Annotated in this window: 21 protein-coding genes, 1 tRNA gene and 3 pseudogenes; 6 read left to right on the top strand and 19 right to left on the bottom strand. The window is 69.2% G+C overall.

The window, feature by feature from the left end:
* Positions 1-8: 8 nt before the first annotated feature.
* The 17 genes and pseudogenes from glyA to KVT44_RS18615 form a co-directional block, all read right to left on the bottom strand.
* Entirely contained in the window at positions 9-1,250 is a 1,242-nt protein-coding gene (gene glyA, locus KVT44_RS18695; protein ID WP_217567844.1) for a serine hydroxymethyltransferase, read from the bottom strand.
* Positions 1,251-1,362: 112 nt separating this feature from the next.
* A pseudogene (locus KVT44_RS18690) lies at positions 1,363-1,590 on the bottom strand (protein-tyrosine-phosphatase); the annotation flags it as partial.
* Between the two features lie 107 nt (positions 1,591-1,697).
* Positions 1,698-1,925: pseudogene (locus KVT44_RS18685) on the bottom strand (protein-tyrosine-phosphatase); the annotation flags it as partial.
* 107 nt (positions 1,926-2,032) lie between these two features.
* Entirely contained in the window at positions 2,033-2,698 is a 666-nt protein-coding gene (locus KVT44_RS18680; protein ID WP_054233230.1) for a low molecular weight phosphatase family protein, read from the bottom strand.
* Positions 2,695-3,342: an L-threonylcarbamoyladenylate synthase gene (locus tag KVT44_RS18675; protein WP_054233231.1), complete on the bottom strand. Its 648-nt coding sequence runs from the start codon at positions 3,340-3,342 to the stop codon at positions 2,695-2,697. Before KVT44_RS18675 ends, KVT44_RS18680 begins: the two co-directional genes overlap by 4 nt.
* Positions 3,343-3,395: 53 nt before the next feature.
* Positions 3,396-4,241, bottom strand: coding sequence for a peptide chain release factor N(5)-glutamine methyltransferase (gene prmC, locus KVT44_RS18670; protein WP_054233232.1), 846 nt, complete (start codon positions 4,239-4,241; stop codon positions 3,396-3,398).
* A gap of 122 nt (positions 4,242-4,363) precedes the next feature.
* Entirely contained in the window at positions 4,364-5,440 is a 1,077-nt protein-coding gene (prfA, locus tag KVT44_RS18665; protein ID WP_054233261.1) for a peptide chain release factor 1, read from the bottom strand.
* Positions 5,441-5,577: 137 nt separating this feature from the next.
* Positions 5,578-5,799, bottom strand: coding sequence for a 50S ribosomal protein L31 (gene rpmE / locus KVT44_RS18660; RefSeq protein WP_033323852.1), 222 nt, complete (start codon positions 5,797-5,799; stop codon positions 5,578-5,580).
* A 195-nt stretch (positions 5,800-5,994) separates the two neighbouring features.
* Complete coding sequence (locus KVT44_RS18655; protein ID WP_190172738.1) at positions 5,995-7,134, bottom strand: LCP family protein; 1,140 nt, start codon at positions 7,132-7,134, stop codon at positions 5,995-5,997.
* A 208-nt stretch (positions 7,135-7,342) separates the two neighbouring features.
* Positions 7,343-9,226, bottom strand: coding sequence for a trypsin-like serine protease (locus KVT44_RS18650; protein ID WP_217567843.1), 1,884 nt, complete (start codon positions 9,224-9,226; stop codon positions 7,343-7,345).
* 126 nt (positions 9,227-9,352) lie between these two features.
* Entirely contained in the window at positions 9,353-11,392 is a 2,040-nt protein-coding gene (gene rho, locus KVT44_RS18645) for a transcription termination factor Rho (RefSeq protein WP_217567842.1), read from the bottom strand.
* Between the two features lie 388 nt (positions 11,393-11,780).
* Positions 11,781-12,710 carry a homoserine kinase gene (gene thrB, locus KVT44_RS18640; RefSeq protein WP_054233236.1) on the bottom strand — a complete coding sequence of 310 codons (930 nt, stop codon included), beginning with the start codon at positions 12,708-12,710 and terminating at the stop codon, positions 11,781-11,783.
* Between the two features lie 467 nt (positions 12,711-13,177).
* The gene (gene thrC / locus KVT44_RS18635) at positions 13,178-14,236 is read right to left on the bottom strand and encodes a threonine synthase (RefSeq protein WP_217567841.1); all 1,059 of its coding nucleotides are present in this window, start codon (positions 14,234-14,236) and stop codon (positions 13,178-13,180) included.
* 6 nt (positions 14,237-14,242) lie between these two features.
* Complete coding sequence (locus KVT44_RS18630) at positions 14,243-15,532, bottom strand: homoserine dehydrogenase (protein ID WP_075028992.1); 1,290 nt, start codon at positions 15,530-15,532, stop codon at positions 14,243-14,245.
* A gap of 240 nt (positions 15,533-15,772) precedes the next feature.
* Complete coding sequence (lysA, locus tag KVT44_RS18625) at positions 15,773-17,164, bottom strand: diaminopimelate decarboxylase (RefSeq protein ID WP_054233238.1); 1,392 nt, start codon at positions 17,162-17,164, stop codon at positions 15,773-15,775.
* A 17-nt stretch (positions 17,165-17,181) separates the two neighbouring features.
* Entirely contained in the window at positions 17,182-18,366 is a 1,185-nt protein-coding gene (gene nrtL, locus KVT44_RS18620) for an ArgS-related anticodon-binding protein NrtL (RefSeq protein ID WP_217567840.1), read from the bottom strand.
* Between the two features lie 361 nt (positions 18,367-18,727).
* The gene (locus tag KVT44_RS18615; protein WP_308314043.1) at positions 18,728-19,264 is read right to left on the bottom strand and encodes a response regulator; all 537 of its coding nucleotides are present in this window, start codon (positions 19,262-19,264) and stop codon (positions 18,728-18,730) included.
* A 158-nt stretch (positions 19,265-19,422) separates the two neighbouring features.
* Here KVT44_RS18615 and KVT44_RS18610 point away from each other — a divergent pair.
* Both KVT44_RS18610 and KVT44_RS18605 read left to right on the top strand, forming a co-directional pair.
* Positions 19,423-19,494, top strand: a tRNA-Arg gene (locus KVT44_RS18610).
* 178 nt (positions 19,495-19,672) lie between these two features.
* A complete protein-coding gene (locus tag KVT44_RS18605) occupies positions 19,673-19,912 on the top strand; it encodes a YozE family protein (RefSeq protein WP_217567839.1) in 240 nt (79 codons plus the stop codon).
* A 155-nt stretch (positions 19,913-20,067) separates the two neighbouring features.
* On the opposite strand, the gene KVT44_RS18600 is transcribed toward KVT44_RS18605, so the two are convergent.
* A complete protein-coding gene (locus KVT44_RS18600) occupies positions 20,068-20,751 on the bottom strand; it encodes a calcium-binding protein (RefSeq protein ID WP_217567838.1) in 684 nt (227 codons plus the stop codon).
* Positions 20,752-20,891: 140 nt separating this feature from the next.
* On the opposite strand from KVT44_RS18600, the gene KVT44_RS18595 reads away from it, so the two are divergent.
* Together KVT44_RS18595 and KVT44_RS18590 are read left to right on the top strand one after the other, a co-directional pair.
* The gene (locus KVT44_RS18595; protein ID WP_217567837.1) at positions 20,892-21,305 is read left to right on the top strand and encodes a hypothetical protein; all 414 of its coding nucleotides are present in this window, start codon (positions 20,892-20,894) and stop codon (positions 21,303-21,305) included.
* Between the two features lie 586 nt (positions 21,306-21,891).
* Positions 21,892-22,362, top strand: coding sequence for a PH domain-containing protein (locus tag KVT44_RS18590; RefSeq protein WP_217567836.1), 471 nt, complete (start codon positions 21,892-21,894; stop codon positions 22,360-22,362).
* On the opposite strand, the gene KVT44_RS18585 is transcribed toward KVT44_RS18590, so the two are convergent.
* Entirely contained in the window at positions 22,363-22,512 is a 150-nt protein-coding gene (locus KVT44_RS18585) for a hypothetical protein (protein WP_217567835.1), read from the bottom strand.
* Positions 22,513-22,908: 396 nt separating this feature from the next.
* Between KVT44_RS18585 and KVT44_RS18580 the strand changes: the two are divergent.
* Positions 22,909-23,778, top strand: a pseudogene (locus KVT44_RS18580) (IS5 family transposase).
* Positions 23,775-23,978 carry a hypothetical protein gene (locus tag KVT44_RS18575; protein WP_254649552.1) on the top strand — a complete coding sequence of 68 codons (204 nt, stop codon included), beginning with the start codon at positions 23,775-23,777 and terminating at the stop codon, positions 23,976-23,978. Before KVT44_RS18580 ends, KVT44_RS18575 begins: the two are co-directional and overlap by 4 nt.
* The last annotated feature ends 442 nt before the right edge of the window (positions 23,979-24,420 follow it).

Below are 24,420 nucleotides of genomic sequence, written 5' to 3'. Positions count from 1 at the left end.
CGTACCCCTCACTCGTCCGGATAGGGCGGAAATCTCCCGGCCAGATCCCGTACTTCTTCACGTGCCCGCTTGCTGTCGGCCTCGTCCCGCAGCACCGCCGCGAACAACTTCGCGACCTGCGACATCTCCGCCTCGCCCATCCCCTGCGTGGTCAGCGCGGCCGTGCCCAGGCGCAGGCCGCGGGCGTCGCCGTGGGGCAGCGCACAGGTGTCGAGGACCATTCCGGCGGCGGCCAGGCGGCCTCGTGCGCCGCGTCCGTCGAGACCCAGCGGAGCGGTGTCCGCGGTGAGCATGTGGGTGTCGGTCCCCCCGGTGGTGAGGGCGAGCCCCTCCGCGGCCAGCCCCTCGGCCAGCACCTTCGCGTTGGCGACCACCTGATGCGCGTACGCCGCGAACGCGGGCGTCGCGGCCTCGCCGAACGCGACGGCCTTGGCGGCGATGGTGTGCATCTGGGCGCCGCCCTGGGTGAAGGGGAAGACGGCCCGGTCGACCCGCTCGGCCAGCTCGCTGCCACAGAGGATCATGCCGCCGCGGGGGCCGCGCAGGACCTTGTGCGTGGTGGCGCAGACGATATCGGCGTACGGCACCGGACTGGGCGCCGCTCCCCCGGCGACCAGGCCGATGGGGTGGGCGGCGTCGGCGATGAGATAGGCGCCGACCTCGTCGGCGATCGCCCGGAAGAGCGCGTAGTCGATGTGCCGGGGGTATGAGATCGCCCCGCAGACGATGGCCTTCGGCCGGTGCGTACGGGCCAGGGCGCGCACCTGCTCGTAGTCGATGAGCCCGCTCTCCGCCTCCACCCCGTACCCGACGAAGTCGAACCAGCGGCCGGAGAAGTTCGCGGGCGACCCGTGCGTGAGGTGGCCGCCGAACGGCAGTCCCATGGCCAGGACGGTGTCCCCTGGCCGCAGCAGGGCGGCGTACGTGGCGAGGACGGCCGAGGATCCGGAGTGGGACTGCACGTTGGCGTGCTCGGCGCCGAAGAGGGCCTTGGCGCGCTCGACGGCCAGGCGCTCGGCGACGTCGACGATCTCGCAGCCGCCGTGGTGGCGGGCGCCGGGATACCCCTCGGCGTACTTGTTCGCCAGCGGCGACCCGAGGGCGGTCAGCACCGCCTTCGAGGTGAAGTTCTCGGCCGCGATCAGCTGGAGCGTCGTCGACTGCCGCGCCAGCTCCCCCATCAGGATCTCGGCGAGCTCCGGGTCCTGCAGACGCAGAACATCCGCTTCCAGCGTTTGTGTGACCGGCATGGTGGGCTCCGGGCCTCGGCGGGGTGCGCTACGTCCAATGTAGAACCGGGACCGGTGGGACGCCCGGTATTACGGCCTATCGGGCGCTCCGCGAGAAAACGCCCACAACGACCTACGCGCGCGCCCGCACCCCCGTCAGCGCCGTCACCACCGGATCCAGTGCCTCGTTGATCTCGTCGCCGATCGAACGGAAGAACGGCAGAGGCGCACCGTACGGATCGAAGACCTCGTCCGCCTCCGCCGTGGGCGCCAGCAGCCACCCGCGCAGAGCGGCGGCGGCCCGCACCAGGGCGCGGGCACGTTCGACCACACCGTCCTCCAGGGGCGGGAGCGTGGCCGGGACCCAATCCCGCACGCGCCCCTCGCACCACTCGGCCCTGGCGGGCCTCCCGGGCTTCGGGGTCGCTGCGCCGGACTCCGTCCGACGAACCCCCACCACGGGGCGGATCAGGCGCGCGCCCGCACCCCCGTCAGCGCCGTCACCACCGGATCCAGTGCCTCGTTGATCTCGTCGCCGATCGAACGGAAGAACGGCAGAGGCGCACCGTACGGATCGAAGACCTCGTCCGCCTCCGCCGTGGGAGCCAGCAGCCACCCGCGCAGAGCGGCGGCAGCCCGCACCAGGGCGCGGGCACGTTCCACCACACCGTCCTCCAGGGGCGGGAGCGTGGCCGGGACCCAATCCCGCACGCGCCCCTCGCACCACTCGGCCCTGGCGGGCCTCCCGGGCTTCGGGGTCGCTGCGCTGGACTCCGTCCGACGAACCCCCACCACGGGGCGGATCAGGCGCGCGCCCGCACCCCCGTCAGCGCCGTCACCACCGGATCCAGTGCCTCGTTGATCTCGTCGCCGATCGAACGGAAGAACGGCAGAGGCGCACCGTACGGATCGAAGACCTCGTCCGCCTCCGCCGTGGGAGCCAGCAGCCACCCGCGCAGAGCGGCGGCAGCCCGCACCAGGGCGCGGGCACGTTCGACCACACCGTCCTCCAGGGGCGGGAGCGTGGCCGGGTCTATGGCGCGGACCAGCCTGGTGAACTCCTTCAGGGTGAAGGTGCGCAGGCCCGCGGAGTGGCCCATGGAGATGACCTGGGCGCGGTGGTCGCGGGTCGCGGTGAGGACCAGGTCGGCCCTGATGACGTGGTCGTCGAGGAGCTCGCGGCCGACGAAGCCGGAGGGGTCCGCGCCGAAGTCCGCGAGGACCGTCTCGGCGTTGGCCTCCATGGGGGCGCCCTCGTGCCCCCAGGTGCCGGCGCTCTCGACGATGAGTCCGCCCCACAGGGGGTCGCCCAGCCGGTCCGCGAGGGCATGGCGGGTCAGCCGCTCGGTGATCGGCGAGCGGCACACGTTGCCGGTGCTGACGTGGAGGATGCGGAAGGACCCCCTGGGGGACCCATTGGTCCCCGTGATCCCCGTGCCTATGCCACGCCCCGCGTCAGGGGCTGTCAATTCGCCACCTCGAGGTCGGGTACGACCTTCCGGAGCTCCTCCGCCGACAGCGCACCCGCACGCAGCAGGACCGGCACCTTGCCGGTGACGTCGACGATCGAGGAGGGAACGTTGCCGGGGGTCGGACCGCCGTCCAGGTACACGGAGACGGAGTCGCCGAGCATCTCCTGCGCGGCGTCACAGTCCTCCGGCGCCGGGTGGCCCGTGAGGTTCGCGGAGGAGACGGCCATCGGGCCGACCTCCGTCAGCAGTTCGATGGCGACCGGGTGCAGCGGCATACGGATGGCCACCGTGCCCCGGGTGTCGCCCAAGTCCCACTGCAGGGACGGCTGGTGCTTGGCGACGAGGGTGAGCGCACCCGGCCAGAACGCGTCGACGAGCTCCCAGGCCATCTCGGAGAAGTCCGTGACGAGGCCGTGCAGGGTGTTCGGGGAGCCGATGAGGACAGGGGTGGGCATGTTGCGGCCCCGGCCCTTGGCCTCGAGGAGGTCGGCGACGGCTTCCGAGGTGAACGCGTCGGCGCCGATGCCGTAGACCGTGTCCGTCGGGAGGACCACCAGCTCGCCACGGCGGACGGCGGACGCGGCCTCACGCAGACCGGTGATGCGGTCGGTCGCGTCGTTGGTGTCGTATCGCCGTGCCATTTAGCGGGCCTCCTCGTACACGTACTGCTGGCTGGGGGTCACGATGCGCGCGCTCACGGCATCGCCTTGCGGGCGGTCGCGAACCGCGGCCGGTTGTTGAGGTCCGGGTGATCGGCCGCGTCGGCCCAGCCCCGCTCCTCGGTGAAGATCCACGGCACCTGCCCGCCCTGGGTGTCGGCGTGCTCGATGACGACGACGCCGCCGGGGCGCAGCAGTCGGTGCGCGGTGCGCTCGATGCCACGGATGAGGTCCAGTCCGTCCTCGCCCGAGAACAGGGCGAGTTCGGGATCGTAGTCCCGGGCCTCCGGCGCCACGTACTCCCATTCCGTGAGCGGGATGTACGGCGGGTTGGAGATCACCAGGTCCACCTGGCCGTCGAGGTCCCTGAAGGCCTCCAGGGCGTCTCCCTGGCGCAGGTCGACCCTGGACCCCTCGACGTTCTTGCGCGTCCACTGGAGGGCGTCCTCGGACAGCTCCACGGCGTGTACGCGGGAGCGCGGGACCTCCTGCGCGAGCGCGAGCGCGATGGCGCCCGAGCCGGTGCACAGGTCGACGATCAGCGGCTCGACGACATCCATCGCGCGGACGGCGTCTATGGCCCAGCCGACGACGGACTCCGTCTCCGGACGCGGGACGAACACCCCGGGGCCCACCTGGAGTTCCAGATAGCGGAAGTAGGCGTGTCCGGTGATGTGCTGGAGCGGCTCGCGGGCCTCGCGGCGCGCGGTCACCTCCCAGTAGCGGGCGTCGAAGTCCACGTCCTTGACGGTGTGCAGCTCGCCCCGCTTCACGCCGTGCACGAAGGCAGCGAGCTCCTCCGCGTCGTTGCGCGGCGAGGGCACGCCGGCGTCGGCCAGCCGCTGGGTGGCCTGGGCCACTTCCGCGAGCAGCAGGTTCACGCTGGTCCTCCGGGGCTGAGCTGTTGTCGTACGGCTTGACGAGCAGGGCTTACAGGTACGGCCTCACAGAGCTGCGTCCGGCCGTCCGGCCGTTGCGCCGTTCGGCCGTCCGCCGTTCCGCCTTACGCGGCCGCGAGCTTCGCGGCCGAGTCGGCGTCGACGCACGCCTGGATCATCGCGTCGAGGTCCCCGTCGAGCACCTGGTCCAAGTTGTACGCCTTGAATCCGACGCGGTGGTCCGAGATGCGGTTCTCCGGGAAGTTGTACGTACGGATCTTCTCGGAGCGGTCGACGGTGCGGACCTGGCTGCGGCGGGCGTCCGCGGCCTCACGCTCCGCTTCCTCCTGCGCCGCGGCGAGGAGCCTGGAGCGCAGAATACGCATCGCCTGCTCCTTGTTCTGCAGCTGGCTCTTCTCGTTCTGGCAGGAGGCGACGACTCCGGTCGGAATGTGCGTGATGCGCACCGCGGAGTCGGTCGTGTTGACGGACTGGCCGCCGGGGCCCGACGAGCGGTAGACGTCGATGCGCAGGTCGTTCGCGTGGATCTCGACGTCGACCTCCTCGGCCTCGGGCGTGACCAGCACACCGGCCGCGGAGGTGTGGATACGGCCCTGCGACTCGGTCGAGGGCACCCGCTGCACGCGGTGCACCCCGCCCTCGTACTTCAGGCGCGCCCAGACACCCTGACCGGGCTCGGTGGCACCCTGGCCGCCCTTGGTCTTCACCGCGACCTGGACGTCCTTGTAGCCGCCGAGCTCGGACTCGGTGGAGTCGATGATCTCGGTCTTCCAGCCGACGCGCTCGGCGTAGCGCAGGTACATGCGCAGCAGGTCGCCGGCGAACAGGGCCGACTCGTCGCCGCCCGCGCCCGCCTTGATCTCGAGGATGACGTCCTTGTCGTCGCTGGGGTCGCGCGGGACCAGCAGCAGACGGAGCTTCTCGGTGAGCTCCTCGCGCTGCTTCTCCAGCTCCTTGACCTCGGCCGCGAAGTCGGGGTCGTCGGCGGCGAACTCCTTCGCCGTGCCGATGTCGTCCCCGGTCTGCTTCCAGGAGCGGTACGTCGCGACGATCGGGGTCAGCTCGGCGTAGCGCTTGTTCAGCTTGCGCGCGTTGGCCTGGTCGGCGTGGACCGACGGGTCAGCGAGCTTCTTCTCCAGATCGGCGTGCTCGCCGATCAGTTCCTCGACCGCCTCGAACATCTCCGGCTCCAATGGACTGTCCCCAGCTCCATCATGGGCTCAGGGACGTAGGTAAGACGAATGTGGGGGCTGCACCGCAAAGCGCCGGTCCCGGCGCCCCCGTGCCGGGGACGCCGAAGACCGGCGCTGTGGGCTCGCTACTTCTTGGCAGCGGCAGCCTTGCCGAAGCGGGCCTCGAAGCGGGCCACGCGGCCACCGGTGTCGAGGATCTTCTGCTTGCCCGTGTAGAACGGGTGGCACTCGGAGCAGACCTCGGCGCGGATGGAGCCGCTGGAGATCGTGCTACGGGTGGTGAACGACGCGCCACAGGTGCAGCTGACCTGCGTCTCGACGTACTCGGGGTGGATGTCGCGCTTCAAGGTGTCTCCTAGTTTCGGGAGGGCGCCGGGTCGCCACCGCGGGATGCGGGTGCGTGAACCGGAGCCGACGTACCAGTCTGCCAGGACTGGCGCCATCCCCCAAAACCGGGGTCTGGGGTTGTCTATTCCCTGCGGGCCGGTTTGTGGCTGGTCGCGCCCACGCGGCGGAGCCGCACAGTGTCACGCCCCGCGCCCTTACGGGGCGCTGACGACGCCCTTCGCCGTGCCCGTGGCCGTGCCCTTCGTGGCCGCCTTCGGGATCGTCCGGTCGTTCTTCAGGGCGGTCCACACCAGCTGCGCCTTGGCCTTGTCGACGAGGACGCGGTTGGCGTCCGCGCTGTCGTACTGGACCGGCATCGTCACCATGTTCATGTTCGACGAGCTGATGCCCTTGAGGCCGTTGGCGAAGGACGCGAGGTTCTTGACCGTGCCGAGGTCGGAGTCGGTCGTGACGGTCTTGGTCGCGGTGTCGGCGAGGTCGTACAGCTTCGTGGGGCTGGACAGCACGCCGATGTGCTTGACCTGGTTGACCAGGGCCTTGATGAACGCCTGCTGGAGCTGGATGCGGCCGAGGTCGGAGCCGTCTCCGACGCCGTGCCGGGTGCGGACGAGGCCGAGCGCCTGCTGACCGTCGAGGGTGTGCGTGCCCGCGGTCAGGTTCAGATGGCTGTCGGGGTCCTTGATGTTCTTGGTGGTGGTCACCCGAACACCGTCGAGGTCGTCGATGAGCTTCTGGAAGCCGCTGAAGTCGACCTCGATGTAGTGGTCCATGCGGATACCGGACATGGATTCGACGGTCTTCACCGCGCAGGCGGCCCCGCCGGTGGAGTACGCGGAGTTGAACATCACGCTGGTCGCGGCGGCGTGGGTGACGCCCTTGGCGTCGGTGCAGGAGGGGCGCGGGACGAGGGTGTCGCGGGGTATGGAGACCACGCTGGCCTTCTTGTGGCCCTCGTATATGTGCACGATCATCGCCGTGTCCGAGCGGGCGCTGCCGTCGTCGATGCCGCCGCCCAGCTTCTTGTTGCTGCCGGAGCGGGTGTCGGAGCCCAGGACCAGGATGTTCTCGGAGCCGTTGTCGACCTTCAGCGGCCGGTCGGTACCGAGGGCCTGGTTGATGTCGACGGTCTTGATGTTGCCGTTGAGCTTGAAGTACAGGTACCCGGCGCCGGCGCCCCCCAGCACCACGATGCCCGCCGCGGTCCAGGCCGTGATGAGCAGGGCCTTGCTGCGCGTGCTGCGCGGCTTGCGGCGGCTGCCGCCCGCGCGGCGACGCGGGGCGCTCGTTCCGGGATCACCCGGCGTGCCGGGTTCCGGCATGCTCTCGGCAGGCATGGGCTCCTCTTGTCCTCGTTGCGGTCGGTTACCCCCTGCTTTCAGGGCCAAGCCCGGTCCGGTGCGCCATGTAGTGCCTCATGGTCGCTCCGTACGGTCAGACGGGGAAACTCGGGCAAGGGTTGCACAACGCACTGTGCCCACCGCGTGGCGCGATGGGCACAGTGCGTGACGGGCGAGTTCGAGGAAACCTCGCTCACCTGCGATTTCAGCCGAAGATGTCGTACTGCTTGAAATCAGTGCCGATCTTGATGGCTGTGGCGAAGATCTCGCTGGTCGCCTTGCCGGTACCGGGGTAGAGGTAGAGCGTGCCGGCGGGCGTACGGGCCAGGAAGTCGGCCTTGCCGTCACCGGTCACGTCGCCCACCGCGTCGAAGGCGTTGTAGCCGGCCCAGGTGCGCACCTTGATCCGGCTGGAGAACGCGCCGGAGCCCGCCTTGCCGGTGCCCTTGAAGAGATAGACGTACGAGCCGGTCTTGCTGCGCGCGATCAGGTCGGCCTTGCCGTCGCCGGTGAAGTCGCCGTGGGCGCGCAGGGAGTTGTACTGGTTCCAGCCGGAGCTCACCTTGACGCGGGCCGAGAAGGTGCCGTTGCCCTTGCCCGGGTAGATCCACAGGACGCCGCCGGAGTCGACCGAGAGCAGGTCGGGCAGGGCGTCACCGGTGACGTCGCCCGGGGCGACGACGCGGGTGCGGGTCTTCCAGTCGCTGAAGAGTTTGGTGTCGGCCCACTTGCCCGTGGACGGCAGGTAGTGCCACCAGTGGATGTCGCCGTTGGAGGTGCGGCGCTCGACGACGTCCTGGTAGCCGTCCCGGTCGAGGTCTGCCTGCAGGACGACGTTCGACGTGCTCCAGCCGCCCCACGACTGCCGGGCGCCGAACGAGGTGCCGTTGGAGTCCTTCTCGTACAGCGTCTTGGTGGAGGAGTTGCGGACGAACAGGTCGGCCTTGTGGTCACCGCTCAGGTTCGTGTCGTCGACGCGCGGGTAGGCGGCACCGACGTACGTGCTGACCTTGGTGAAGACGCTGTACGCGCCCTTCTCGACGCAGTCCACCACGCCCCAGGAGACGACGCCCACGATGCGGCCGCCGACGATCAGCGGGCCGCCGGAGTCGCCGTTGCAGGCGGAGGTGGTGCCGGTGTCGCTGCCGGTCGCGGGGTTGCCCGCGCAGACCATGTGGCCCTTGATGAACTCGGTCTTGTAGTAGCCGCCGCACGTGGTGTCGGACTTGATGGGCAGCGTGGCCGTCTTCAGGGTCTCGGAGATGTCCTGGGTGGCGGAGGAGGTGCGGCCCCAGCCGTAGAGCGTCGCCTTGGTGCCGGAGGCGTACGAGGCGGTGTCGCCCGACGTCGTCATCCGGATCGGCTTGGCCTTGACGGGCCCGTCCAGCGTGAGGACCGCGATGTCGTTGTCGATGGTCGACGCGTTGTAGGAGGGGTGGTTCCACTGCCGCAGGACGGGGGTGGCGGTGCCGCCGTGCAGATCGGTTCCGCCTGCCGAGGGAAGCTGAGAAGTGCCGGTCACGACGGCGCCGTGGGCCTTCCAGTCGTAGCTCTTGCCGTGCTCGTCCTTGACACAGTGCGCGGCGGTGAGGATCTTCGTCGGCGAGACGACGGAGCCCCCGCAGAAGAAGCCGAAGTCGTCACTGGTGTCGCTGGTGCCCTTGTCGTCGAGGTACCAGAGCTGGGCCATCCACGGGGCGGTGGTGATGGTGGTCGTGGTGCCGCCGATGATCTTCGGGTCGACGGAGGCGCCGCTCGTGTTCGCGCTCGCACCCGTGCTCGTACCGGTGGTAGCGGTCTTGCCCGAGCCGGTACCTGTACCCGTACCCGCGCTCGCGCTCGCACTCGACGAGGACTTCGTCGTCGGCTGTCCGGCCGTGCCGTCACTCGCCATGGCTCCGGCGATCCGCTTCTGCAGCGTGGCCAGGCTCGGCGAGGTGCCGCTCGTCTTGGCGAGCGGAGCCGGCTGCGCGGTGGCGGCGTTCGCCGACGACATCAGGAGCGCACCCCCGACGGCTGCCGCCAGAGCCGCCGCCGCGACGGGCACGGCGATGTGTATCCGGCGTCTGTGACGACCGCGCCCGGACATGGACGTATCCACTCAAGTCCCCCCTGAGACTCATACGTTGAAAGAGAGCGCGATCGTACATGTGTCCCAGGCAGCACAAAGGGCCGCCCCCGTCACGGGGAGCGGCCCTCAGCTGTGCGGATGTCGTCAGTCGTTGCCCGGCATCGGCGTCGTCTTCTGGATCTGCAGCAGGAACTCGGCGTTCGACTTCGTCTGCTTCATCTTGTCGAGCAGCAGCTCGATCGCCTGCTGCTGGTCGAGCGCGTGCAGCACGCGACGCAGCTTCCAGGTGATGGCGAGCTCGTCGCTGCCGAGCAGGAGCTCTTCCTTACGGGTACCGGACGCGTCGACGTCCACCGCCGGGAAGACGCGCTTGTCGGCGAGCTTCCGGTCGAGCTTGAGCTCCGCGTTGCCGGTGCCCTTGAACTCCTCGAAGATCACCTCGTCCATGCGCGAGCCGGTGTCGACGAGCGCGGTGGCCAGGATGGTCAGCGAGCCGCCGTCCTCGATGTTGCGCGCGGCACCGAAGAAGCGCTTCGGCGGGTACAGCGCGGTCGAGTCGACACCACCGGACAGGATGCGGCCGGAGGCCGGGGCGGCGAGGTTGTACGCACGGCCCAGACGCGTGATCGAGTCGAGCAGGACGACGACGTCGTGGCCCAGCTCCACGAGGCGCTTGGCGCGCTCGATGGCGAGCTCGGCGACCGTGGTGTGGTCCTCGGCCGGGCGGTCGAAGGTCGAGGAGATGACCTCGCCCTTGACCGACCGCTGCATGTCGGTGACCTCTTCCGGACGCTCGTCGACCAGGACGACCATCAGGTGGCACTCGGGGTTGTTGTGCGTGATCGCGTTGGCGATCGCCTGCATGATCATGGTCTTGCCGGTCTTCGGCGGGGCCACGATCAGACCGCGCTGGCCCTTACCGATCGGCGCGACGAGGTCGATGATGCGGGTGGTCAGCACGCCCGGGTCGGTCTCCAGACGGAGCCGGTCCTGCGGGTAGAGCGGCGTCAGCTTGTTGAACTCCGGTCGCCCGCGCCCGGATTCGGGCGCCATGCCGTTGACGGAGTCCAGGCGGACGAGCGCGTTGAACTTCTCGCGGCGCTCGCCTTCCTTGGGCTGACGGACCGCGCCGGTGACGTGGTCACCCTTGCGCAGACCGTTCTTGCGGACCTGGGCGAGCGACACGTACACGTCGTTCGGGCCCGGCAGGTAGCCGGACGTACGGATGAACGCGTAGTTGTCGAGGATGTCCAGGATGCCCGCGACGGGGATCAGGACGTCGTCGTCGGCGAGCTGCGGCTCGTTGGTGGCGAACTCTTCGCGCCCACGACGGCCCCGACGGTCGCGGTAGCGCCCGCGACGGCCGCGACGGCCGCCCTCGAAGTCGTCGTCGTCCTGCGGGCCGTTGTCACGCTGCTGGCGGTCCTGACGGCCGCCGCCCTGCTGCTGACGGTCCTGACGGTCCTGGCGCTGCTGGCCGGCGCCGCCCTGGCCCTGGCCCTGGCCCTGCTGCTGCTCGTCGCCCTTGCCACCGCGGCGGTCACGGTCACGGCCGCCCCGCTCGCGGTCGCCACGCTCGCCGCGGTCACGGCGGTCCCGGCGGCCCTGCCGACCGTCGACACCGTCACCGGCGTCGGTCCTGGTCTCGGCGGGGGTCTCGACGACGGCGGCCTTCGGCTCGCTCTTCGCCTCGGCGGTGACCGTCTCGGGGCTGCCGGCCTCGGCGACGGCACGGCGACGGCGGCGCTCACCCGCGGGGGCGTCGTCGCTGGCCGGCTGGCCGGGGATCTCGATCTGCTGCTGGGCCACGGCCTTCTCGGCCGCGGGCTTCTCGGCGGCCTTCTTCTCGGCGGCCGGAGCGGCGTCGTCGCCGGTACGAGCCTTGGAGGTGGCCCGGCGCTTCGGCTTGGTCTCGGTGGCGGCCTCGGCCTTGGCCGGGGCACCCCCGCCCGCCTGCGCCTCCTTGATGACCTCGATCAGCTGGCTCTTGCGCATCCGCGCGGTGCCCCTGATACCGAGGCCGGACGCGACCTGCTGCAGCTCGGCCAGCACCATGCCCTCGAGGCCGGTACCGCGGCGCCGCCGGGAGCCGGCACCGGAGGCAGGCGCGGCAGAGGCGTCCGTGGCGGGCGCGGCAGCGGTCTCCTCGACACGTGCGCCCATCAGATCGGTGGTGTCGCTCACGAAGGGTCCTTCCCTGGAGCGGACGTCGGCCTGTCTGGCTCGGCGACCGGTTGTGCTGTCCGGCATTGGTCCTTGCTGTGTGGACCGTGCCGGGGCGGTGGTCCGCCAAAGAGGCGGAAGACATATCTGGTGATGACGATTCCGGAGCCGTGGCACTGAATTGCGGTGTCATCGGCACGGTCACGCCGGTTCCGGAGCGTGCTCAGCACTGCTCAGGGCATAGCACCCAATGCATGGCACAAAGCAGTTTGGGAGGCTCCCGGAAGAATGGTTGTCCCGGACGGGGACACGAAGCACCTCGCCATGGTGGGGTCGGGTGCAGACTTGAGGTTAACACTACCGGATCCAACAAACATTCCCCCTCTCCAAATCCGGCAACCGCGCGCTTTTAATGGACGCCCGCCGGGGCGAGCGGCAGGACGCACGCCCCCGCCTCGTCGAGGTCCAGCCGATTGGCGGCCCAGCCCTGACCTGCGAGATGAGCGACCTTGTCGGCGGATTCCTCGTCGGCCAGCGCGAGGACGGTGGGGCCCGCGCCGGAGATCACCGCGGGGATGCCGTCGGCCCGCAGCCGCTCCACCAGCGCCGCGCTCTCCGGCATGGCCGGGGCGCGGTACTCCTGGTGCAGCCGGTCCTCGGTGGCGGGCAGCAGCAGCTCGGGGCGCCGGCTGAGGGCCTCGACGAGCAGTGCGGCCCGGCCCGCGTTGGCGGCGGCGTCGACGTGCGGAACGGTGCGCGGCAGGAGACCGCGCGCGGTCTCGGTGAGAACCGGCTTTCCGGGAACGAAAACCACCGGAACGATGGAATCGGCAGGGTCCATCCTGATCGCCCGTGCGGCTCCGGCCTCCATCCAGGAGAGCGTGAATCCGCCGAGCAGACAGGCCGCGACATTGTCGGGATGGCCCTCGATCTCGGTGGCGAGCTCAAGAAGCGCGGTGTCGTCGAGTTTGCTGTCGCCGCCTATGGTCACGGCGCGCGCGGCGACGATTCCGGCGCAGATGGCGGCAGAGGAGGAGCCGAGGCCCCGCCCGTGCGGAATGCGATTGGCGCAGACGATCTCGAGGCCGCGCGGTTGTCCGCCCAGCAGATCGAAGGCGGTGCGCAGGGAGCGTACGAGGAGGTGATTCTCGTCGCGGGGCAGCGTCTCGCTGCCCTCACCTGCGATGTCGATGTGCAGCCCGGAGTCGGCCACCCGGACGACCACGTCGTCGTACAGCCCCAGTGACAGGCCGAAGGCGTCGAAGCCCGGCCCGAGGTTGGCGCTGGTGGCGGGGACGCGCACCCGGACGGCGGCGGCGCGGAACGCTGGACCGGCCATCGCTCGATGACTCTCCTTGAGCTGCGTGATGTACGAGATTTTCGATGTGCTGCGAGAGGAACTGCGTGTTTCGGATGAACTCGGATGAACTGCGAGAGGGACTGCGATACGTACGGAAGACCCGGAGACCGCAGTGACTGTCCTGACTGCACTGACGGCGCGGCACCGCGGCATATGCGGCGGGCGGGTTCGGTACAGCCTATCGAAGGAAGGTTCTGTGGCGACATAGGGCGCACAGGAGGCGCACGATGCGTGTCGTAAGCCCCCCGTGCACCCCCTGTCGGGTTGCGGTAGGGGTGGCCTTGGCGGCGGCCGGATTTCGCCAACTTCTGGCGAATTCCGCCCGCCGCTGATGGCCTCTGACAGGCCCCGACGGCTTTTGGCGGATGTGCGCCAGGCGGCTTTACGCCACTCTGCCCACCCCGCCGTCCGCCGGTCCGGGCCCCTTTGCTTACGGCTCTTTTGCCTTACGCCAGTCCGAGCCGCTCCGCCGCCGCGGCCGCGTCCACAGGAACGGTAACCGGCTGCGGGGCGCCCGCAACGGCCCAGTCCGGATCCTTGAGCCCGTTTCCAGTGACCGTGCAGACGATCCGCTGGCCGGGGTCGACCTTGCCCTGCTCGGCGGCCTTCAGCAGACCGGCGACCGACGCGGCGGACGCGGGCTCGACGAAAACGCCCTCCTGCGCGGCCAACAGCCGGTAGGCGCGCAGGATCTCACGGTCCGTCACCTCGTCGATGAAGCCGCCGGACTCGTCCCGCGCGGCCAGCGCGAACTTCCACGAGGCCGGGTTGCCGATGCGGATCGCCGTGGCGATCGTCGACGGGTCCTTGACGACCTCGCCGCGCACGATGGGTGCGGAGCCGGAGGCCTGGAAGCCCCACATGCGCGGGGTCCGCTTGGCGATGCCGTCGGCGGCGTACTCCGTGTAGCCCTTCCAGTACGCGGTGATGTTGCCCGCGTTGCCCACCGGCAGGACGTGGATGTCGGGCGCGTCGCCGAGCATGTCCACGATCTCGAAGGCGGCGGTCTTCTGCCCCTCGATGCGCACCGGGTTGACCGAATTGACCAGCGCCACCGGGTAGTTGTCGGACAGCGAGCGCGCGAGCGTCAGGCAGTCGTCGAAGTTGCCGTCGACCTGGAGGATCTTCGCCCCGTGCACGAGGGCCTGGCCCATCTTGCCGATGGCGATCTTGCCCTGCGGGACGAGCACGGCACACACCATGCCCGCACGCACGGCGTACGCGGCGGCGGAGGCGGACGTGTTGCCGGTGGAGGCGCAGATGACAGCCTTCGCGCCCTCCTCCTTGGCCCGGGTGATGGCCATGGTCATACCGCGGTCCTTGAAGGACCCGGTCGGGTTGGCGCCCTCCACCTTCAGGTGGACCTCGCAGCCCGTGCGCTCGGAGAGCACCTGCGCGGGCACGAGCGGCGTACCGCCCTCACGGAGCGTCACGACCGGCGTGCTGTCGGACACCGGAAGCCGGTCCCGGTACTCCTCGATGATTCCGCGCCACTGGTGGGTCATTGCTGGTTACTCTCCTTCAACCCGCATGATGCTGGCGACACCCCGCACGGTGTCGAGGCTGCGCAGCGCCTCCACAGTCCCGTTCAAGGACGCGTCGGACGCTCGATGGGTGACGACGACGAGAGAGGCCTCGCCGTCCTTGCCCTGCTGGCGCACCGTATCGATCGATACGCCGTGCTCGGCGAAAACGGTGGCCACCTGGGCGAGAACACCAGGTTTGTCCGCCACGTCGAGGCTGATGTGGTAGCGCGTCACGACCTCGCCCATGGGCGAGACGGGCAGCTGGGTGTACGCGGAGTCGCCGGGCCCGGTCGCGCCGCTGAGCTTGTTGCGGCAGACGGCGACGAGGTCGCCGAGCACGGCGGAAGCGGTCGGGGCGCCGCCGGCGCCCGGCCCGTAGAACATGAGCTGCCCGGCGGCATCCGACTCGACGAATACCGCGTTGTACGCGCCGCGCACGGAGGCGAGGGGGTGGCTCAGCGGAATCATCGCCGGATGCACGCGCGCCGTCACCGATCCCCCGTCCGCCGCCCGCTCACAGATGGCGAGCAGCTTGATGGTGCAGCCCATCTCCTTCGCCGAGGCGAAGTCGGCGGCGGTGACCTCGGTCATGCCCTCGCGGTACACGTCGTCGAGGCGCACACGCGTGTGGAAGGCGATTCCGGCGAGGATGGCGGCCTTGGCGGCCGCGTCGAACGCCTCGACGTCGGCGGTCGGGTCGGCTTCGGCGTACCCGAGCGCGGTGGCCTCGTCGAGGGCTTCCTGATAGCCGGCCCCGGTGGAGTCCATCTTGTCGAGGATGAAGTTCGTCGTCCCGTTGACGATCCCCATCACACGGTTGATCTTGTCACCGGCGAGGGACTCGCGCAGCGGCCGGATCAGCGGGATGGCGCCGGCGACGGCGGCCTCGTAGTAGAGGTCCCGGTCGTTCGCCTCCGCCGCCGCGTGCAGGGCTGCCCCGTCCTGGGCGAGGAGCGCCTTGTTGGCGGACACGACGGAGGCGCCGTGCTCGAAGGCGGCGGTGATGAGGGAGCGGGCGGGCTCGATACCGCCGATGACCTCGACGACGACGTCGATGTCCCCGCGTTTGACGAGGGCGGTGGCGTCGGTGGTGACGAGCTCGGGGTCGATGCCCTCTCGCACCTTGGAGGGCCGGCGGACGGCCACACCCGCCAGCTCGACGGGGGCCCCGATCCTGGCCGCGAGGTCGTCGGCGTGCGTCGTCATGATGCGCGCCACCTCTGAGCCGACAACCCCACAGCCCAGCAGCGCCACCTTCAGCGGACGCGTACGCATCATCCGACCTCGTTTCCTCATACCGTCTACGGTTGGACCAGTCTCACTCACCGGACGGGAGTTTCTATCCCTGGTCCGGATCGTGAGACATCTATTTCATTTTTCCGACAGGCGGCGGCAGAAGATCTTCCACCTGCGCCGACCGTCCATTCCGACCTCGATCAGCCAGTCGTTCCGACCTCGACCAGTGGGTCATTCCGACCTCGACCAGCCACGGTCATTCCTCCCTCGACCGGCCGGTCATCCGACGTCGAGACGCAGGAGGTCCTCCTCCGTCTCCCGGCGGACGATCACCCGGGCTTCGCCGTCGCGCACGGCGACGACCGGCGGGCGCAGGGCGTGGTTGTAGTTGCTGGCCATGGACCGGCAGTAGGCACCCGTGGCGGGTACGGCGATGAGATCGCCGGGGGCCAGGTCGGAGGGCAGGAAGGCGTCCTTGACCACGATGTCGCCACTCTCACAGTGCTTGCCGACGACGCGGACGAGCATGGGCTCGGCGTCGGAGGTGCGCGAGACGAGGGCGACGCTGTACTCGGCGTCGTACAGCGCGGTCCGGATGTTGTCGGACATGCCCCCGTCGACGGAGACGTACGTCCGCAGCCCGTCGAGCGGCTTGATGGTGCCGACCTCGTAGAGCGTGAAGGCGGTGGGCCCGACGATGGCCCGCCCCGGCTCGACCGAGATCCGAGGCGTCCGCAGCTTCGCGGCCTCGCACTCCCGCGTGACGATCTCGCCCAGTGCCTTCGCGATCTCGTGCGGCTCGCGGGGATCGTCGTCACTCGTGTACGCGATGCCGAGACCACCACCGAGGTCGATCTCGGGCAGCTCGACCCCGTGCTCGTCACGAACGGCGGCCAGCAGCGACACCACCCGCCGGGCGGCGACCTCGAACCCGGCCATGTCGAAGATCTGCGAACCGATGTGCGAGTGGATGCCCACGAGCTCGAGCCCGTCGAGCGCGAGCGCCCGCCGCACCGCCTCCGCGGCCTGCCCGTCGGCCAGCGCGATCCCGAACTTCTGGTCCTCGTGGGCGGTGGCGATGAACTCGTGGGTGTGCGCCTCGACCCCCACGGTCACGCGGATCTGCACCCGCTGCCGCTTGCCGAGGGACTGCGCGATGTGGGCGACGCGGACGATCTCCTGGAAGGAGTCGAGAACGATCCGCCCGACCCCGCTCACGATGGCGGTGGTGATCTCTTCCTCGGACTTGTTGTTGCCGTGGAAGGCGATGCGGTCGGCGGGCATCCCGGCGGAGAGGGCGGTGGCGAGTTCACCGCCGGAGCACACGTCGAGGTTGAGCCCCTCCTCGTGCAGCCACCGCACGACGGCGCGCGAGAGGAAGGCCTTCCCGGCGTAGAAGACATCGGCGTCGTGCCCGAAGGCGGTCCGCCAGGCACGGGCGCGCTCGCGGAAGTCGGTCTCGTCGATGAAGTAGGCGGGGGTGCCGAACTCCTCGGCGAGCCTGGTGACTTCCATCCCACCGACGCTGACGACGCCGTCGTCCGTACGGCTGACGGTGTGCGCCCAGACCTTGGGGTCGAGGGCGTTGAGGTCGGCGGGCGGGGCGCTGTAGTGGCCCTCGGTGAGGACATCGGCGTGACGGGGCCCGGCGGGGTGTGCGGAACGGCTCATTTTTCTCTCACAGACGGTCACAGATAGTCAGGGGCGCTGATGCCGAGCAGGGACAGGCCGCCGGCCAGCACCGTCCCGGCGGCTTCGGCGAGCGCGAGCCGGGCGCGGTGGGCGGCCGAGGGTTTCTCGTCGCCGAGCGGGAGCACGGTGTGCTGGAAGGCGAGGAGGGCGTCGGCGGTGGTGACGAGGTGCCGGGCGAGCCGGTCGGGCGCGCGGTGCAGGGCCGCCTGCGTCAGCACGGCCGGATACCCGGCGAGCGCCCCGACGAGCTCGTCGCCGCCGGGTACGTCTTCGGGTACGTCACCGGGATCGCCGGTGCAGCCGAGCGCGGCGGCGTTACGGGTGAGGGCCCGGGTGCGGGCGTGGGCGTACCGGACCCGGAAGAGGGGGTTGCTCTCCCTCTGAAGCAGGTGATCGGCACTGATCCGCGGCCGGTCGTGGGACGCGGGGTGCAGCAGGGCCCACCGGGCGGCGTCGGGACCGAGGGGGGTGGGGTCTTCGGGGGCGGGGGTGGGGCGGAGGGTTGTGGTCTGGGGGTGGGGGCGGTGGAGGCGGTCGAGGCGCGGGGGATCGGCCTGCGGTGCCCTGGTGCGTGGGGGTTCGGCGTGCGAGGGGTCATTGCCCGCTGTCTTGGCCTGCGAGAGGTCGGTGCCCGCTGGATTGGCACGCGAGAGGTCGGTGCCCGGGGGCTCGGCGCGCGAGAGGTCGGTGCCTGCTGGCTCGGCGCGCGAGGGATGGATGTGGTGCACCTCCGCACGGCCGCCCTGGGTGGCCACGATCCGTACGAGCGTGTCGGCGACGACTTCGGCCCGGATGTCGTACGGAATCCGGAGCGGGACGATCTGCCCGGCGAGGATGTCGCCGTGCCCATAGGCGTCCCGTCGGCGCTGGATCTCCCGTACGAGTGAGGCGCCCGCGCCACCCCCCAGCCGAATGTTGAGGAACCCCGGCCCGGTGATCGCGACGTCGGCGACACCTTCGCTGCGGGTGAGGTGGGGCCGCAGGATCTCCGCGACCTGCCGAGCCGGCCGCCCGGCGGACCGCGCCAACTGCAACGCGATGTTCGTGGCGTAGTCCCCACACCCACCCGGCCCCGGCGGCGTCACCACCGCCCGCACCGGCACGACCACGCTCAGCTCACCCTCGTCCACGGCACGACGCACCGCGCGCAGCACGGTGCGGGAGAGCTCGACGGGGGTCACGGGACAAGCGTAGGGGAGGAGGGGGGTGGGTAGGCGAGTCGGTTTGGCAAGGGTCCGGGATGTGGACGGGGTACGGAGGGCGAGGGTGTTCTCACTGACGTAAGGGGGAGTGACCGTCCACGTCGTTGAGCGTCGGCCGTGGTGTCGGAGTACGGGTAACGGCGTGTACGGAGCAAGGGGTACTCGGACGGAGTGCGGGGACGCCGCGAAGCGGGGCCGGAGCCGCACGACGGCCGCATCCGGGCGACGGAAACCCACCCCACCACTCTCACGCAACACCGATTCACCGACACACAGACGGACACGCGCTCGCGCGGGAGCCCACCGCCGACTCCTCACCCCTCAGCTGCGCGGCGCCCGCTCAATGACCGGCACGCTGGGCCTCCTCGGCCCCGAGCTCCTCGGCGCCAAGCTCATCGGGACCGAACGCTTCCCCACCAAAGGCACCGCCACCACCGCCCCCACTCCCCCTCCGCTCCATCAACTCCCTTACGAGCCGCACGAGTTCGGCAGGCTCAAAGGGCTTGGCGAGAAAGGCGTCAACGCCGACGTCGAGCCCGCTCTCGACCTCGTACTGCGTACAGGCACTGACGATGGCGAGGGGAAGATTCCGGGTCCGGGGGTCGGCACGCAGCCGGGCGGCGGTACGCAACCCGTCGAGCCGAGGCATGACCACATCCAGGGTCACCACATCGGGCCGCACGTGATGCACGACGTCCAGGCATTCGGCACCGTCGGCCGCGGTCACGACCTCGATGCCCTCCAGCTCGAGGTTGACCCTGATCAGCTGCCGGATGACCTTGTTGTCGTCCACAACAAGCACCCGGCCGGACGCGCCTGGCACAACTCGAGAGTAGGTCCGCGCCCACCGCGCCGTCCGGGTTTTCCCCACTTCCACCCCCGTGCGGGGGTCCCGACCACCCCCAGGACGCCCCTCGCGGACGCCTCCGCTCCCCCTCCCCCGAACACCGCCCCACCCCCACATAAACCCATGCCAGTCCCCCACGAAAGAGCTGGTAGGGTTCTACCCGTCGCCGCGAACACCGCGCCCGACACGCCCCCGTAGCTCAGGGGATAGAGCAACGGCCTCCGGAGCCGTGTGCGCAGGTTCGAATCCTGCCGGGGGCACTCGCCACACAGCCAGCAAGAATCAGGCGCTGAGCTGGGCGGATGCCTAGATGAGAGAGCGGGAGTCAGTCTCACTGACTCCCGCTCTTTCTCGTTGTCTCTCAGCGTTCGCGACACACCTCCGACACACTCACGCATAGGGCACCCCTGACGACGTCGGGCGACCGTGCGGAAGGATGTGGACACGCCCAAACCGAAGAGCTTCACAGCGTGGTTGAAGACCCAAGCCGATCGTGAGAGTGGCATTGGCGACCTCGCCCGCGATGTCGCCAATGATCCCGAATGGCCCTCACGGAAGGGGCGGTCGGGCCAGCGCGCCTATCTCGAAGAGTGCGGCGCCATCCCAGCCGCCATCGAGATGTTCGAAAACGCCTGGGCTCGATACGAGGCGTACCGGGCAGCGCTAGGCGATGCCTGAGTCGGTAGCGCGGGTCAACAGGGGTTTTGGCCACCCGCTGGCACCTCTAGCGCTAAGGGGCTTGGCGGAAGCGGTGGAGTGGGCGTGCCTGATCACGAGGGGCGGCACTTCAAGCCCGGCTGCATGCAGATCGTTGGCCGGTGAGAGACCCGCCGTCAGCGGGTGAAAACGGGCGTTGGATAGCCATTGCGCTTCGGGGTGCAATTTACATCGGCTTCAACGTTGTAGCATTTGTTTCTATAGCCCGTTCCGCCGTTTGCGTAGTCGTCGCCGGACCCGCCATCGATCGTGTCGTTACCCTGCTCGCCGTAAAGCCTGTCGTCTCCGTTCTGCCCGTATAGATAATCATTTCCCGAGGAGCCATAGACGGCGTCACCCCCTCCTTTCGCATAGATAGTGTCGTCTCCCGCCCCACCTATTAGCCTTTCGGTCCTCGAATTACCTACAAGGAAGTCGTCTCCAGACTCCCCGTGGGTGCCGAACGAGACCAGGTTGCTGTTGTTCCACACCTCGTCATCGCCATCCCCTGCACACACTGCGATCCGCAGAGTGCCTACTGAGGGCCACCGAGTCGCTGGCTGGTGGGTGAGTCCGTCGACCACTTGGTCTCCGTCGTCCGTGACCCGTACGTAACCGCCACTCTCTGAGATGGTGATCTTGTTCTCTTTCCCTGCGGCAGCCCGTATGTTCAGCGTGCCCCCGTCCAATGTGACGGTTGTGGCGGTGAATGACCCCTGGATGCAGTCGCCATCTGCCTTAGCTGTCGCAGCGGCCGCCGGTGTTAACGCAGAGGAGGTAAGTGCGAAGGCTGCCAGAATGTGGAAAAGGAGCCGGTCCATGGGGAATCCCTCCCAGGCGGGGCACTCAGTGGGTATTCCTTAAAATCTCCCCATAAAGTCTCCCACTGCTGCACGTCGAATGCACGTCGAGGTATGAGGACTAGCTGAGCAGGATCGCGGTCATCGAGTGCCCCAACTCCATGGAGTTGAGCAAGGAGCTGCGGGAACAGCTGGGGAACTGGAGCCTGTGGCAGGCAGCCGACGCGGGTGTGGACAGCTCCTACGCGCCTTACCCTGAGGAGTTCTACCGGGACGCGTTGTCCGTTGCGCCCGGCTGGAAAGTCGGCGGTTGGCCTTTCTGGGGCCCCACCGACCCCGTCCCCCGGCTCTGCCCCGCCTGCGGCAGCGAGATGGATGCGCTCCTGACAATCGCCACGTTCGAAGGCGAAGATTCCACCCGCAGCTGGCTCCCGTACGAGAACCCGGCCGAGGAATCGCCCACCGGCTTCGACCCCTTGCAGCCCACCTCGGTCCAGATCGGCAGCGGCTACGAGCAGCAGCTCTACATCTGCCCGGGGGCGCCGGAACACCCCCACACCGAACTGATGCAGTAACCGGTCAGACGGCACCGGGCCCGCCTCTGCCGACCCTCCGCGCCCGACAATGGCCGCACAACGGGACGGACGAGTCGGCCTTTACCCCCGCCGGCGACCTCCATTGGCCCCGCTCGTTCAGGGCGGCATGGGTAAGAAGAACAAGAAGCCGCGCAACGCGCGGATCGGATCACAGAACCCCGCCAACCGCGCAGCCGCAGCGGCGCCGACCTCGTCCCCGAAGCCCCGCGGCGACGGGTGCGGCTAGGCGTTGGCAGCGGAAGCCGCTGCCAACGAGGCCCGCTACCGGGCGAGGGTGCGCACCGTGCTGCGGTCGTCGTGCTCGGGACACTGGCGGCGGATGCTCTCGCCGCTGCTGGTTGCGCTGGAGCTGAAGTGTGGGGTCGTCGTTGATGGCCGGGGCCCGACGGATCGCGCCAAGAACGAGGGCGGGCAGGGTGTCGGGCCAGCCTGCCCACGCCCGGCGACAGCAGACGCTGAGATCAGCCGTGGACGACCGTGCCGTCCCGCACCGGGGGGCATGGTCATCAAATTGCGGCCTGACGGGATCTACGCACGGCAGCAGGCGAATGGAAGGATCACGAGGATGACAAGCGATGCCGAGCTGTCCTTCCGCATCATGGGCGCGTCCGCACGCTGGGTGACCGCGCTGGCCGCGCTGGCGGCGATCGGGGCAGGGGTCGCGGCCGGTCTCGGTGTTCCGGGGCACGACCAGTGGGTGGGCTGCTCCTCGGTCCTCGCTGCGGGGACCCTGATAACGGCTTTCGGGTTCCTCGGGCGCCGCCTGGAGGCGGGCCAGGACGGGCTGCGGTACCGCACGGTGCTGCGGTGGCACCGACTGGAATGGGACGAGATCGACCGCTTCGAGGACGTGCGGGTACAACCCGGCGACCGCCGCCTCAGCACCCACAACCTCCGTGTCGTGGCCAAGCTGCGCAGCGGCGAAGCCGTCTGGCTTCCGGTGCCGTACGCAGGCTCCGTGGACGCGTTCAGCTTCGAGGACCAGCTGCGCGCCCTGCGCGCAGCACACCATCACTACAGGCCCGGCACCCCATGACTACCTGGATTCCGCGTGCAGTTCCAGCTCGACAACGAGACCCCGATGGTCCGAGCCGGGCAGCGAAACGAAGTGCGCCGAGTCCACCTGGGAGTCACGGCTCACCAGGACGTGGTCGATCTGGGTGCGCAGCAGCCGACCGTTCTCCACGGGCTACGACCACGTTCGGGGCTTGCCCGCGAGCCTGGCACTGTCGTTCAGCTTTCCCGGCCCCTACTGCTGAGCTCTCGTATTCAACCGTCGCCAGTGCCCCAAGGAAACCAACTCGCTGGTGACCGTGCGTGATCAATGTGTCAGCGTCTGAAGTTGCCTGCACGGATGAGTGAACTTGTGTGCACGCCAGATCGCCGGTCGTGCCTACGTTTTCCGGCGTGTTCGGCCAGGTTCCCTTCGGGGTCGCCGTAGTGAAAGCTTGCAATAAGTGGGGTGCGTTTCTTCTCGAGTGAGCGCCATGTACCTGAGAGGTCTTTAAGTCCGATCTTCCTCGGTTCGTGATCGCTCGATCGTGGTACGGATCGCCATACGGGCCAACTGTTCGTCATGCGCATGCTGGAATGCGGGCATGGACGAAGACCGTATCCGAGCGACCTCTTGGATGAGCAGTGGGCGCTGATCGAGCCGATGATCACGGCCTGGAAGCAGGACCGCGTGGGCCGTTCGGCGACCGGGGACCCAGGCGTCTGTGATCTGCGGGAGGTCGTGAACGCGATCTTCCATCAGAACCGGACAGGCTGTCAGTGGCGCTACCTGCCCCATGACCTGCCGGCCTGGTCGGCGGTGTTCTACTACTTCACGCTCTGGCGCCAGGACGGTCTTGACCAGCGGATCCAGGAACTCCCGCGCTGCCAGGTGTGAGAGAAGGCCCGCCGATTAGAGGACCCGTCCTTCGTGATCATCGACACCCAGTCCGTGCGTGCGGCTGCGGGAGTTCCGAAGACCACGACGGGACTGGATGCGAACAAGGGGACGCCGGGGCGCAAGCGGGGACTGGCCGTCGACATGCTGGGACTGATCATCGGCGTCGTCGTCCTGGCCGCCTCCGCCCATGACAATGCCGCCGGCACCGTCCTGCTCGACCCGGCGGCCGAACGGTGCGGGAACCGTCTGGAGAAGGCCCTGGTGGACCAGGGCTTCAAGGACGAAGTCATCATCCACGGTGCCCTGCTGGACATCACCGTCGAGGTTGTCCACCGCAACCCGGCCGACCAGGGCAAGGGCTTCGTCCCGCAGCCGAAGCGGTGGGTGGTCGAGCAGGTCAACGGCACCCTGATGCTGCACCGGCGCCTGGCCCGCGAGTACGACCACCGGCCCGAGAACTCCGCCTCACGCGTCTACTGGGCCTCCACCGCGAACATGTCCCGTCGCCTCACCACACCCGCCCCGGCCTGGCGCGACACCCTCCGGGCGGCCGCGTGAACATCACTGAGTTCCTGACCGATCTCCAGGCCCGCCACGACGAAGCCGTTGTCCATGCTGATGAACTCCGGTGTCGGATAGAGGACTTGACCGGCGCACTCGCCGAGACCGAAGCACGCCTCACGGAGTTGGCCACCGCCCGGAAGGTCATCGCGGAACTCGCGCCGACCGACGAGGAGGCGAGCTCGATCCGGCCATGAACGTCACCCGCAGCCGCCTCGGACGCCTCACCCGTCAAGGCTTCCTCACTCAACCCGGACGAAGCCGCTACCAGAAACGGACTTGACGTCCTCTGAGGGTGCATCAGCCCACGACAGTGGCTGTCCGCACTTGCCGGAGGCCCTTCCACATGCGGGGCGGTGCTCCTGCGGATTCACGGAATTTCACCTCCGCCCGTGTCGGCCGCGAGCCCGCGCCCCCCTCAGGGTCCGGTGTCATCCCCACGTATGACACGGCTGCGCGCGGTCCGACCGAAGTCGCCCATCGGAACGGGAACTGCGGCTGACTTCACGGCCCGCTTACGCCGGGACGATGGAACGGTCCCAGAAAGCAGTACCCCTACGGACAAGCGAGCGTCGTGAGCGTCGCCGGACCCAGTACGGCGGTGGCCGGCCTCGGTGCCGTGGGACTACCGATAGCGAG

This window comes from Streptomyces sp. GbtcB7, assembly GCF_019091445.1.
GTDB lineage: Bacteria > Actinomycetota > Actinomycetes > Streptomycetales > Streptomycetaceae > Streptomyces > Streptomyces mirabilis.
This window is presented reverse-complemented; position numbering and strand designations above follow the sequence as displayed.